Source organism: Marinifilum sp. JC120, from assembly GCA_004923195.1.
GTDB lineage: Bacteria > Desulfobacterota > Desulfovibrionia > Desulfovibrionales > Desulfovibrionaceae > Maridesulfovibrio.
Genome location: RDSB01000016.1, coordinates 65,275 through 79,597 on the forward strand (window position 1 = coordinate 65,275; position 14,323 = coordinate 79,597).

Here is a 14,323-nt window from a genome sequence, read left to right on the forward strand (position 1 = left end):
ACACAGCAAGCAGACTAAGTTCAAGTTCAGAGTTGCGCTTAGTCCAGAATCTTATTCAACCATCCCCAATTACAATCTAAAAAAACAAAACGCTGCTCACAATATATGGGCAACGTCTTTCATGGGATCACAGATACGACTTTCTATGCAGACCAAAGATAAGAGTGTTTGAGGATTACAGAACAGGACGAATCACAAAATATATGCCCATAAGAGCAATAGTTACCCCGGCCAGCTTACGAAAAAGACTGCCCCCCTGCTGCCAGCTACTATTTTCCAACATACGCCGAACAAAAGCCGTAGAACTTCCAGCTACAGCGATAGGCAAACAATGCCCGAGACCGAACAGAAAGATAAGCAGCACTCCGGTAGCAATTTCACCTTGTACGGTGATAATTGCCAGAATGGGAGCAATAAAACCGAAAGTGCACGAACCTGACAGGATGCCATATGCCAACCCGAGCACAAAAGCGCCGCTGTATCCTTTTAACTTGAGACGCCCCATCAGACTGCCAGACATGGAACATTTGACTATGCCAAGCATATCTAAGGCCACCCAGAAAAGGATACCGCCCACTAACACCGTCCACCAAGGGCTGACATCGCCCATCATCCGCCCCACTATGGCACAGACAGTACCGATCAGGGCGATAGTAATAAACAAACCAAGGGTGAACAGTCCGGCATAAACAGAAGCCCTGCGCCCTTCCACAAGTTCATTCTGCCCGCCCACATAACCGACGATAAGTGGGATTGAGGCAAGGTGACATGGTGAGAACAGCACACTCACTATTCCCCAGAGCAGACAACCAAGTCCCGCCCATGCAGTGCCACTCACAATCCAATGATTAATAGAAATCAAAAACTGGTCCATACTCTTACCGGACACCCAGTTCTTTCAATTTTGCCACAATACTCTTTTTATCCAGAAAACCTACATGCCGATACTGTTCTCTGCCTTGTGCATCGTAAAATATCTGAGTTGGAATAGAACGGATATTGTACTTGGCAGCCTCTTCTTGGTATTCCCAGACATCGATAAAGGCAATAGCAGCCCGTCCGTCATACTCCTTGGACAGTTCCTTAATCACCGGAGTCATCATTTTGCAGGGAATACAAGCGTGGGCACCGATATCAACCATGGTCACCATGCCGGCAATAGGCAGCTTGTGCGGTTTTCCTGAAATAAGTTCAGAAGCCTCAACAAGAACTTTTCCTGATTCTTCAGCATCAGCTGAACAAGCAGAAAGACACATACCCAAAACCAACAAACACCCTACCAAGACAATACTTCTTTTTAACACTGTTACTCCTGATCACTGATTATTTCAGCCATTTGAGGACTTCATTCTTGCTCGGAACTTTACCCACAACCTTTACTTCACCGTCAACGGCAACAGCTGGAGTAGAAAAAACACCCATCATTGCAATTTCCTGAAAATCACTAACCTTGACAACTTCGGCCTGTATGCCGCTTTCCGCAACCGCTTCCTGTACAATCATTTCCGCTTTGGCGCACTTGGGACAACCGGGTCCGAGAACTTGAATTTTCATTGCTTACTCCTTACTATGTTTGTATTTGGCAAATTAACCAAACAAAAAACAATGTCAATAAAACACAGTCAAATAACGATCATCATGCTCATTTTAAAGTATGAAATTTATTGCCCTCCGCCCAAAAATCAAGCAATTTTCATGTACATATAATTTACATTAATAACTCACGATTTTCAGCTAATACCAAAAACTTGATATTTTTTAAAAATTCTAAATAAAAATAGCGAAGGGTTCCTGTAAATCCTTCCCTATTCCAACATTCCCCACCACCCCTTGCCGCCCTACCCTTCAAGTGCTATCACACGCCTCAAGCGAGATGAACAAACACGAGGCAAACATGGATTATATAGAATACATTGACCGGAAGTCCGGCGAACTCTGCAAAGAGATTGTACCGGGAGAGCATTGGCTTAAATGGTTGTACCATAATCCTTTAGGCAAACTTGCGCTGCATGGCGTGGTTAAAAGGAAGTTTATTTCACAATGGTACGGCAACAAGATGGACAGCCCGGCATCAAAAAATAAGATTCCAGAATTCGTGAAGGATTTGAAAATCGATATGAATGAAGCCACACGTCCGATGGAAGAGTATGATTCATTCAACGATTTCTTCATCCGCCAACTAAAACCGGAAGTCCGCCCCATTAACCGCAGCCCCGAAACAATAGTCTCTCCTGCTGACGGTAAGATTATAGCATTTGAAAAAATCAACGGCCTCGATTCTTTTTTCGTAAAAGGACAACAGTTTTCGCTCGATAAATTCCTGCAAAACAGCATGCTCAGTAAGAAATACGAAGAAGGTACGCTGCTGATCATCCGACTCGCACCAGTTGATTATCACCGTTTCCACTTCCCGGCTGAAGGCAATATTTCCGCTTCAAGCCCGATTAAAGGTGACTATTTCTCAGTCTCACCATACGCAGTCAAAAACATGCTCCGTGTATACTGGGAGAATAAGCGGGAATACAGCATTCTTAAGACAGCAGGCGCAGGGGATATCCTGCTTTGCGAAGTAGGTGCGACAATGGTCGGCTCCATCATCCAGAGCTACACCCCGGATAGTGAAGTGAAGAAAGGACAGGAAAAAGGCTGGTTCAAATTCGGTGGATCAACCGTAATTATGCTGCTGGAAAAAGACAAAGCGCAAATCGATACCGACATAATCAAAAACACAAAAAATGGGTTTGAGACCAGTATCAAAATAGGCGAACCAATCGCAAAACTCTGTGACTAACCACTTTTTTAATGCATTTTACACCTAAAGGATTGCATGGTTTCTCATGCAATCCTTTAGGTATTTATAAGCCCTACAAACATACAACCACCAATGTATTCTTGCTTTTTGCAAATAGAAATATATAATAAGGAAGGGGTTCACTTTTATTTTGAAATAATATAATAATAGACACCACCAACGTGGTGGTTATTTTTCAAATAAAACACACTTCTTTTTGATAAATATAATTTCACTGGTCCGGGGAGGGAGTCTGTGAAAACAATATTTTTAAATTTAAGGAGCATGATCTGCTCTTTTCTTCTATTCTTTACATACAAAATGAAAGAGTCTTCAAAGGCTCTTCCGGTTTGCAATTGTAGAGAAGATCTCGCCTGTCCTGTTCCACTCAGTAAAAATCAATGCAATTTTACTATTCGGACTATCTCCTTTTCCCTCCACCAGTGCAAAATCTGCGGGGGAATTTCCGGGTGCCCCAAAAGTGCTTTTCAAAAATTCATATACACCTCTTCTAACGATGAAAGGGAGTTGGTAATGGGTGAATTTTACAAACACATGCAGACCCCTCTCTAAAGGCATTACTCGGAACTAAAAACGAATAAAATTTGAAAAGACGTAGTTGAAAACGAATTAAAGTTTAAAAGGCTTACTTGTCTCTAAAAATTCGTTTTATAAACTTTCTTTAGAACTTTTCTTTTAATTATTTTTCTTTTATATGAATATAGCGTCATTTTGACATTATACAGAAGATAAAAAGCGTAAGGAATTTGTACAACATGGCTTACAATAGCAATAAATATAAATTATATTTAACTTTATCGATCTTTGTTCTGCTTGCGGTTATTGTCAGTGTGGTGGTGAGCTTCGCCTTCCTGAAGACTCTTTTTGCCACCTCGGAAATAATCAACTCAATTATTCTTGCGGTATTCGCAGGCAGTGTGATCACAGCATTCCGTTATATTTTCTCGGTACGCAGAGATATGACACTCTTTGCGGCGTTCACCCAGTGGTGTGAAGGCCCGGAGAAAAGCACTTTTGAACTGGATGACCTGAATAAAGGTTTACTCGGAAACGTACTTATATCCATCGGATGTTCGATCAAGGAAAATGGCGTCCTGATCGTTAGATCGACCAGTGACGGCCGTTCCATTATAGAGAGCCTCGAACAAAATATTTCTTCCCGCTCATCATTAATCTCGTTTCTTGGCGGATTCCTTGTCCTGCTGGGCCTTATGGGAACATTTCTCGGCCTGACCCTGACCCTGCAATCCATGGGAGAAATCCTCTCCACCCTTGCAGGCGGTCTGACTGACTCCAGCGACACATCCATCATGCAGGTTATGATTCAGCTTATTGTTGAACTGAAAAACCCCATGGCCGGTATGGGCACCGCCTTTTCAACTTCCCTGTTCGGCCTTGCGGGCAGTGCTGTTGTTGGTGTTCTGGCCATTCTTATGGGTCGTATGCATGATCAGCTTAAGCAACGCCTTGAGAACTGGCTTAATGAAAAAACAGAGTACTCCGCGACCAAAAGCGGAACCGCCGGAGCTTTCCCCGCTGATCAGGATCTGGGCAGCCAGATGGCAGCAATATCAACACAGTTAGAAAAGAACAACGAAGCTTTGCTTGAGTCCCTTGAAAACACAAACAGGTTTCTGCTGAAACTTACCCTGCTCCAGCAGCGCTCAGCAGAAGCTATTAATACTGTTCAAGACCAGTCTGTTGAAACCACAAAAGAAATCGGTCTCGGCAACGAATTGACCGGAAGACTTATCAAAGAATCGCGCCAGATGGTTACAGCTTTGGAAAAAAGCATTGAGACCATGAATACAACAAATGGAAAACAGCTTAAAAATTAATTAAGGCTGTTATTAAATAGCTCAGGTGAAAATATGACAGGGCAGATGATTAAAAAATTTGGAACAGTTTGCGTACTTTGTGCGCTGCTTACATTCCAGGGCAACTTTGGTTTTGCTGCGGATTCCGCCGAAACAGTCAACCTTTCAGGTCTGGAAAATAAAAGCGAAGAATACAAGAACGCAGAAGACATTGAAAGTTTCAAACAGGGGGTCATTAAAATTGAAGATCCCGGTGTTGCAGGATCTTCCTTGCAGAAAAACGACCCCAATGCTGCCAACGCAACAGCCCTGACCCTACATCGTGCCTGCGAATTGGCTGTGAGTAACCATCCGCTGGTGGCTTCCTCACGCTACTCCATGCTTGAAAAAAATGCAGAGTACGGAATGGCCCGCAGGGTATACTTCCCACGCATTGATTTTGCTGCGCAGGGTGGTCCCTCACACAACCTCGATACCGAGACCACCAGCTACGGTCAATCTTCCGTTGCCATGACCCAGACTCTCTATAATTTTGGAGGTCTGGACGACAGTGTAGACAGTGCCAAGATGAAAGCCGAAGGCGCAAAATACCGTCTGGCCCGTACTCAGGAAGATATCGCCGCACTAGCCATCAACTCCTACCTGAGTGTGATGCAGGCGCAGGAAAGCCTGAAGGTCTACAACAACACTTTAGAATTTTACAACAAGCTACTTAAGACCTTCTGGGAACGTTACAATGCCGGGATTTCTTCCAAAGCTGATGCCCGCAAGGTAGAAGTATCTCTGCGCTCAACTGAATCCCAAGTCACAGTGCAAAAACAGCAGCTCAAGACCGCCAGATTGCTTCTTGAAAACATCATCAAGCAGTCCGTCAATGAAGTTGAGACTGACATTGCCATGGCCAAAATGGAAATCGCGGACACCCTAGAAGGTGCCTACGAGATAGCCAAGAGCAACAACGTTAACCTTCGAGCTTATGATGCTGAAATTGAATCACAGAAAAAAGCAGTCTCCACCGTTGAAGCAGGCTACTACCCTTCTTTCGGATACAGATTACAGGCCAAGAGTGAGTTCAAGAAAGTAGACGGCTATGAGAATGCACTGGATGCCCAGCTCACCGTGAACTGGAACCTGTTCAACGGTTATGCAACTGACGAAGGAATGAAGAGAGAAGAAGCTGTCCTCAAAAGGCTTATGGCTACCAAAGAAGCTACTGAGCTTGAAATTCAGAACATTCTTTCTGACGCCTTCAACGCATACCAATCTTCAGAGAAAGAGTTCGAGCTAGCCCGGGACGCTTATGACGCAAGTATCAACCTCATGAGTCTCTACCTGAGCGAGTTTGATCTAGGCATACGCACCCTGCTCGATCTCATCACTGCGCGCGAAGGACAGACAAGCGCGGCTATACGCGAAGTTAACGCCCGCTACTCAAGAATACGGGCAGCACTCAATATTTTCCTCGAACAGGGCCGCCTCCCCGAAATACTGGGATTGCCCGTTGAAGAAACTCCTTTTGAACCAAACAATGCACTTTACTCCGCTAAAGGTGAATAATCATGGCTGACGCACAGAAAGTTTCTCCGTCAACAGTATATAATGTTCAAGGCTCTCCTGATGACTACAACTACGTCCTCAAGGGTGCTGACCTTATTTTGGTCAACAAGCAGACCAACGAAGAACAGGTGTTCCTCTTTGTAGGTAACATCATGAGTCTTGACGGTAAGGTCAACATGGAATTCTCCGATGGTAATTCCTTACAGTCGCAAGAAATTTTCAGCCGCTCAGAAATGCTGGACATGGACAAACAGGACGAGGAGGCCCCTGAATGGGAAGCCGTAACCGAAGAGTCCACTCCCTCTGAAGAAGAAGGCAACTCCGATGACGGCAACCTCAAAGACGGACAGCTCCAGCCCCTTCAGAACGCTCAAGCCGCACTGGTAACCGACCCCACTGACGATATCCTTAAGAGCCAGCAGCGCATGTTCGATGATATCGACAAGTTCGCGCAGCAGGACAGTCTTTCCAGTAAGGCTGAGCCGATCGAAAAGATTGAGGCGAAAGAAAATGAGCATGATGATAAGAAGGACGATGAGAAAGAAAAAGAAAAGCCTATAGAAGAAGAGAAGCCGGATACAACTACTGACGATCAAGACGACACAAACCCTGCCGTGAATACAAACAGCGGCAATATCACCATAGAACTTTCTCAGACTGATGGCGAATCCGGCATCAAAGAGACACAGGATGACGGTGCAGGCGGCACAACAGAAGTATACACCAAAGACGGTATTACAAATAATACTGACTTTACACTCGTCGGTACTGCTGATCCGGGTTCAAAGCTCGAAATCTTTATGAACAACAAAAGCATGGGAACTGTTACTGCCAATGCCACTGAAGATGCTCACGGCAACCCCGCCGGTTATTATGAGTTCCCCATAACCGGTGCCGATTCAGGTAAAGACGACGGGTTTGGTTCGATCACCCACAGATTTTATGCCCAATTAGCTGACAGCACAGTTGATCCGGCCCCACAGTCAAGTACCATTGAGGTGGAAGTGGATACCACCAACCCCACGCTGAATGAAACACAGATAAACTTCACCACTCAGGAAGGTGATGTTTATTACACCAATGACGACCGCCCCAGACTGGAAGGTACCGGAGAAAAAGACACCATCCTGACTATTTCATATGAAGGTAAAGACGAAAATGGCCACACTATTGCCAGTGGAACTCTCGACCCGACGACTATTACAAGCAGCGGTAGCTGGAGTGTTCTTTTCCCTGAAGATGCTGACGGCAACGGCCTTGGCGACGGCACCTATACTTTCACAATTAAAGGTGTTGATGATGCGGGTAACGTGCTCACCACGACCCAGACTATTGAAAATTACATAATCGATACGAACTTCCAGACTAACGCGACCATCACTCTTAACGATACTTCTAACAGCAAAGGTTTCGGGGTTGACCAGACAACTGAAACGCCCCCGATCACCAATGCTAAAACGCTTGACCTGACCATCAAAGATATCAACTCCGAAGCCAAAGACGTAACAGTCATGCTGGTACTGGATGGTGGAACAACACAGGATCTCGGAGAGGCCACATATGATGCTGGCAGTGGCACCTGGACTTACATAGTAACAGAAGGAGTTATCCCGGATAACGTTAACTACAAATTTATGGTCAAAGCCACAGATAAGGCCGGGAACTCCTTTACTCCCGGCTCCGACCTGACCGTGTCAATCGACCGCGAAGCTCCTACGAACAACCTGACCATCGATCTGGACGCAGACAGCGACTCCGCGGCCCGTGACGGTCTGCTTGGCGATGATGCAGACAATTACACTCACGGCACCCCGGAAGGCCATGCCAAAGGTGACGGCATGCTCCTACTCAAAGGTGATAACGCCGGAAATCAGGGCAAAGTAAACCTGTACCGGGTTAATGCCGCAGGGCAATACATTGATGAAAACGGTAATGTTACCGATGCTGAGAATGCCGTTCCCATCAACAGCACCCTCATTACCGCCGGGACCGATGGAAGCTGGAATTATGATTTTGATGCCAGCAGCTTCGGTGATGAAACAATTTATTTCCGCTCTGCAATCACAGATGTGGCAGGAAACGTAAAATTATCAGATGTACTTAATGTTCATGTAGATAATGTTGATCCCGACAAATCTACCATAACTGCTGTATCGGAATATACTGACGCCCATACCACATACGTACCGGGTGGAACCGTAACCCTTACCGGAGTGATCAGGGAAAGCGGCAACGATGTGGTTGTAACCCTCTACAGTTGCAAAGAAGACGGCAGCGGATCGTTAGAAATAAGCAACACCAAACAGAACAGTGATGTCTTTAAGATTGTCGACAACCACGACGGCACATACACATGGACTTATGCCGTAGGGGGATTGACCCACGAAGAAGTACGCTCATACTACGTTGAAGTAGAGGACGCTGCCGGTAATACCGAAAGCTCCAAAGTGTTCACTTTTGAATCCGATCAGCAAACCAAAGTCCCCACCATCGAGCTGGACAGTTCAGTTGAAAAAGGAACTGATACCGGGACTGTAGGTGATGATATCACTGATTTTGCGGATGGTCAGGGCAACATGGTCAACCTGAAAATCAGCGGTGATTCTGACGCGACTTTTAAAGTCTACTTAGTTGATAACGATGGTACGCACATCGCGGAAGTTGCTGAAAGCCAAGTAATAAAGACCGGTAATGTAATCTCTTTTGACGCTTCCGATTACGCAAACGACGGAACCGAAAATGTGCTCCGGTTTGTTGCTGTAGCCACCGATAATACCAACAACACCGCAACTTCAGAAATTTACACCGTCCTCCTTGATGATGAAGCACCCGAGCTGCCCACAAACGGTGCCATAGAAATTACTACAGAGACAGATGCCACCGTTATATCTACTGCCACGGACACGGATTTTGACGAGACTACCTACTCCAACGCCAAAACCTTGACTTTAAGCGGATCTTTTGATGACGGTATCGACCTTAGCGGTGTTACCAACGCTCCAACTGTCAGCGTGCCTGTTGTGCGTATTTACGATATTGACGATTCCGGCAACAAAAAGCTTGTGGATACCGTAACGGCAACCAAAACGGCCACCGGATTCGATTGGGAATACACCATTGGTAATACTCTGAATGCAAACAACAATATTTCAGACGGCGACCACAAATTCAGTATTGAAATTGAAGATGCCGCCGGAAACGTCACAGCTTACCCCGCAGGCGGGGAAACTGTTGATGTTCACATTGACCGCGATCTGCCGGAAATCACTGTTGCCCTCGCCGATGACACTAATGGCGACAACATGGATACCGGACTGGACGGCAGTGACTGGATCACCAATGTTGATAGCGGACTCAAAATTGACGTTAATATAACTGAAGATGACCCTGAAAGTATCAGTATTGTACTGAACGGGACTACCTATACCCGCGATCTGACTGATGCGGAAATAAGTGCAGGAAAGGCGACCATTGATCTTGCCAATCCCGATGGTAAGACCGCGACTGCGCCTACACTCAATAACGGCTCCGACACTTCCAACAGTATTGAAATTACTGTTACCGATAAAGCCGGTAACACAAGTCTCCCCTTCAACGAATCACTCGTAATTGATACGACTGATCCCACCGGGAATATCCTGCTTAATGATGATGATAATGCCGGCGATAAAACCGACACCATCACCACCATCCCCGATCCGACTCTGGAAGGTAAAACCGAAGCCGGGGCAAAGATTGAGCTGAAGGTTCTTAAGCTGAATTCAAATGGAGATCTGATTTCAACTTTGGATGCAGACGGCAATGTGACCAATGAGAATAACGGGGTTGAATACTCGGCCACTGTTTATGCTGATGCGAACACCGGAGACTGGGAGGTTAATCCCTCCACTCTTGCAGCAGGCAGCTATAAAGTAGTAGCCACGGTTACTGACGTAGCCGGCAACACAAATATGATCGACATGGGGTCGGATCTGGTCATCGCACCAAAGCCGGATGCTCCTACAGTCGAACTGATAGATGACACCACTCCTCTTTTCTTCAGCACTGACGACACAAAAGATGACGGCATCACCTCCGATGATACAGGACAATTCACTGTTACCAAAAGTACAGGAACCTATATCACTGTAAAATACTGGGAAGTGAATGAAGCCGGAGTCAAAATTGGCGCCGAAACAATTGTAGAGTACAAAGATGCCGGAGATATTTCTGCAGTAGAATTCGATACTGACGCTATCACCGGCGGTCTTGATGACGGTCACTACACTTTTGAATTCACGGCAACAGACAGCACTTCCGAAATATCCAGTAATGCGAAAACTGTTACCATTGAAGTTGATTCCGTAGATCCCGCGCTGGGGCTGTCTTACACCAAGACAGGCGCAGCAGAAGCCGCCGAAGCTGACAACGGTGTTTACCTGACCAACGAAGACGATCCGAAAATCACCGTAACCACGGATGAGGGCAGTCAGGTCCGCATGATGATTTTCAAAGGGTCGGCAAATTACCCGAACCTCACCGATCTGGAAGCATTTGTTGCCGCCAACAAAGATGCTCTTGATGATAACGTTGTCAACATGAATGCCGACGGCACATGGACGGCTGTTCCTTCTTTCAGCTCTACCCCGGAAGAGCAGGATTACCGGGTAGTCATTGTTTCCGAAGATAAAGCCGGTAACCTTTCTGCTGAGACCATTGATTTTAACCATGATAATGAGGACCCGGAGACCCCGGCAATCCAAATTTACGAAGATAACGGTTCAGCCTTGTCCGGGACCGATCCTGTAAGCGGCCTGCAAAGCACTGATGACCTGACTCCGTTGCTGAAAGGTAAGCTGGACCCTGATTCTGATGTTGAGACCACCATCACGATCCTTGACGGTGACGGTAACTCCAAGACTTTGGCTGAATCAGACTTAGTCATCGATGCCGATGGCTACTGGAGTTACAACTTCAGTTCAGATGATAAATACGACCATATCCGTGGCGGAACCTATACCGCGACAATAACCAGCACGGATGGAGCAGGCAACAGCGTCAATGCATCCACTGAGTTTCATATCGTACAGGATTTAACATCCAAGCCGACCATCGGACTGGATGAAACTCAGTACACCGGGGAAACTGACGAAAGCACGAACACAACCTACGTCAGCCTTGAAGTCCTTGGTGCTAAAGACGACACCCCGGCCAACCCCATGCTGACTCTTACAGGGACTGCCATTGCTTACAGCACTGTCGATATTTACGATATTGACGGGACCAAAATAAATACGGACCCCATAGCGGTTCTAGCTGACGGAAGCTGGAGCTACACATTTACTGATGCCGACAATCAGTCCGAAAAAACGCATAAATATTCTGTGAAGTGCGAGGGAGTAAAATCCACAAAAGACTTCACTCTGGTGGTTGATAACGGCATTGTAAAGCCCGGAATCGGCCTTGAGAAGGATACCAGCACGGTAGAGAATGTCGCCAACAATGACTGGGTGACCAGTGATCCGACCATCACCGGGACAGTGGAAAAAGATTGTACTGTCGAGGTCAAAGCTGAACGGGTTTTCTCTCTGACTGCAGGGGAAGACAAATATATAGATGCAAACGGCGACGAACAGTCAGTCCCCGCAGACGCAACTATTGTTGAAGATGCAGATGGTAATAAATACTTTGTTTCCAGTGTAACGACCGATACCGTTTCCAGTGCTAACACCTCTGACAGCAGCTACAGCGCAGACCTGTCAGCACTAAGCGACGGACAGTACCGGATTACCGTCACGACTAAAGACAAAGCCGGTAACATCAGCACAAACACTGCTGATGAAATTCTTGTGCTGGATACTGGCACTGATGTTCCGACCGTAGAACTCGCTGCGGCCAGTGATACTTCTTTTACTGAAGACACAATCACCCTCAATAACGGCACATTGGACGTCTACGACGACCTGCCGGAAGCCTACAAGATAAAGGCGCAGAACGGTGATTTTAAAGTTGATAAATTAACCAGAGACAGCACTCCCGAACTGACCGGTACAGCAGAAGCAGGAGCACTAATAAGCATTGCAATCGACGGCACAGCCGGTGTTTATACAACGCATGCGAACGAAGGCGGTACGTGGTCTTTGGAACTTAACAACACCGCCCTTTCCGAGGGGGACCACACCATAACCGTTACCGCTACGGATGTAGCAGGCAATCACAAGACAAGTGCTGAGCTGGAAATTCATGTGGACAGCAGATTATCCACAAATCCTGACATTACGCTCACCGGAGATAATGATGGACATGGTGTAGATGGTAATCCGGATATTTTTTATACTGGGCAGGAAAATCCGAATCTCCGTCTTACCGGAGAAGCAGGTACTGCATACGTACTTTACGTCCAACAAGAGAATGGCACCTACATCGCTGTGAAGTCAGACTTTCTTAATTCAAACGGAATAGCTGACTACGTTGTACAGGATAGCGATTACCCGACAGATGCCCTTTCAGACGGTGCGCATGAACTAGTCTACAAACTCGTCACAGTTGACGAAGCCGGAAACGCTCAGACTTCCGACTACACAGTGGATGTAGATACCGCTGACCCTGCTCCTGCAACGACAATAGATTTTAAGACTTCGGATGGCTCTGATACAGCGACAATTGATCTCACCAATAATACAGCAAGTATCCACACCAATAACAACAAAACCGACTTGGTGATCCATACGGCCGATGACACAGCCGAGGTTCAATTGTGGTTGAAAGATAAAGTAACCGGCAACTTGACCCTAAAATATACCGCCAGTGTAAATAACAACGAAGCAACTATGCTTCTCGAAGAAGATACAACTACCGGCAGTATTGATGACGGAACTGAAACGTACGTCATCAAATTTATTGATGATGTAGGCAACCAGACCGATACCAGTAATGTTACCCTGACCATGGAAGTGGATACTATTACCCCCTCTGCTACTATTGATCTCAGCAGTGGATCAGATCTCGGTATCGACAAAGACACCCGGGAAGATGGGATAACAAGTGGAGAATCCTTTACTTTTGAAGGTAAATTCAAAGAAGATGGTACAACCGATTTCTCCCACACGGATTATCAAATTACCATCAGCGCAGGTGGTGAGAGCTGGGTATACAATTCAGATGGAACACAGGACAACAATATACAGAATGTGCAGGTTAACGCAGACGGAACTTATACCTTCGATTTCCTTGATAACGACGCCGGAGATGCGCTCGACAACGGAACCTACACCGTAGAAATCAAAGCCATTGACGATGCAGGCAACGTATCTGAAGCATCAAACACAACATTCGAAATTAAAAATATCGATCTAGCCACTCCCAACATGAAGGTCAGCGGCTCGGGAGATATTAAGTTCTCAAGCAATGAAAATTACTTAGATCCTAACACACATAATCTGGACGACTATAAGACAGAACTCATTATTCACAATACAAAAGGCGGAACCGAAACCACAAGCGTGACCCAGACTGACCTGAAAGCTAACGGATCAATCACTCACTTTCATGAAGTTTCAGACGGTGACGATTATGCAGAAGTAAAGGTGGTCGATAAGTACGGAAATGAGTCAAAATCATCTTTCCACGATCTTGATAAGAGTGACCTGAATTATAGCTCTGAAGTTGGTTCTAAAAATGAAGTAACGAGCTTTAAAGCCACTATTACCGGAGATATTGACGGTGACGGTGACGCTGATACTATAACTGCAACTATCAATAGGGGTGACAATTCAATAACCGTCACCAGCGACGATGTTTCTGGAGTAACAGGTGATTATGATGCCGGAGACGGAACGTGGAGTCTTAATTTTGGTCGCAATCTCGCGGGAGGAAATTTTGACTTACATATTTCCGGACTTGATTCCGAAGGAAATACCATTTCAACAAGTACCACAAAAGACTTCAACTTTACGTTGAAGGACATGGACGACGCGACTCCTTCAAATGATTATTTTGAGTCTGGATCCAATCAGGATTTCAACGGAGCCAAAGAAGGAAACGGCGGAGATACTGCTGATACAACTTCCACAAATAACGTGGTTGTTGAAACTGAAGTACATCAGACTCATATCGAATTTGATATTGCATAATTTTAAATAAATTAGTTTTACGGGGA

The 14,323-nt window shown here is 45.8% G+C and carries 8 protein-coding genes; 5 read left to right on the forward strand and 3 right to left on the reverse strand.

Features of this window, described 5'->3' with window-relative positions; translation table 11 throughout:
- Nucleotides 1-175 precede the first annotated feature (175 nt).
- The 3 genes from D0S45_15165 to D0S45_15175 form a co-directional block, all read right to left on the reverse strand.
- The gene (locus D0S45_15165; GenBank protein ID TIH13397.1) at nucleotides 176-874 is read right to left on the reverse strand and encodes a cytochrome C biosynthesis protein; all 699 of its coding nucleotides are present in this window, start codon (nucleotides 872-874) and stop codon (nucleotides 176-178) included.
- A gap of 4 nt (nucleotides 875-878) precedes the next feature.
- Nucleotides 879-1,256 (reverse strand): thioredoxin, encoded by a 378-nt coding sequence (locus D0S45_15170; protein TIH13435.1) that lies wholly within the window; start codon nucleotides 1,254-1,256, stop codon nucleotides 879-881.
- A gap of 67 nt (nucleotides 1,257-1,323) precedes the next feature.
- On the reverse strand, nucleotides 1,324-1,554 hold the full coding sequence (locus tag D0S45_15175; GenBank protein ID TIH13398.1) for a thioredoxin family protein: 231 nt from the start codon (nucleotides 1,552-1,554) through the stop codon (nucleotides 1,324-1,326).
- 340 nt (nucleotides 1,555-1,894) lie between these two features.
- Between D0S45_15175 and D0S45_15180 the strand changes: the two genes are divergently transcribed.
- From D0S45_15180 to D0S45_15200, 5 genes are all read left to right on the forward strand, one after another.
- Nucleotides 1,895-2,791, forward strand: coding sequence for a phosphatidylserine decarboxylase (locus D0S45_15180; GenBank protein ID TIH13399.1), 897 nt, complete (start codon nucleotides 1,895-1,897; stop codon nucleotides 2,789-2,791).
- Nucleotides 2,792-3,076: 285 nt separating this feature from the next.
- Nucleotides 3,077-3,364 carry a hypothetical protein gene (locus D0S45_15185; protein TIH13400.1) on the forward strand — a complete coding sequence of 96 codons (288 nt, stop codon included), beginning with the start codon at nucleotides 3,077-3,079 and terminating at the stop codon, nucleotides 3,362-3,364.
- Nucleotides 3,365-3,567: 203 nt separating this feature from the next.
- Nucleotides 3,568-4,650, forward strand: a complete 1,083-nt coding sequence (locus tag D0S45_15190) for a hypothetical protein (GenBank protein ID TIH13401.1) — start codon at nucleotides 3,568-3,570, stop codon at nucleotides 4,648-4,650.
- Nucleotides 4,651-4,683: 33 nt separating this feature from the next.
- Nucleotides 4,684-6,186 (forward strand): TolC family protein, encoded by a 1,503-nt coding sequence (locus D0S45_15195; protein ID TIH13402.1) that lies wholly within the window; start codon nucleotides 4,684-4,686, stop codon nucleotides 6,184-6,186.
- A gap of 2 nt (nucleotides 6,187-6,188) precedes the next feature.
- The gene (locus D0S45_15200) at nucleotides 6,189-14,297 is read left to right on the forward strand and encodes a hypothetical protein (GenBank protein TIH13403.1); all 8,109 of its coding nucleotides are present in this window, start codon (nucleotides 6,189-6,191) and stop codon (nucleotides 14,295-14,297) included.
- The last annotated feature ends 26 nt before the right edge of the window (nucleotides 14,298-14,323 follow it).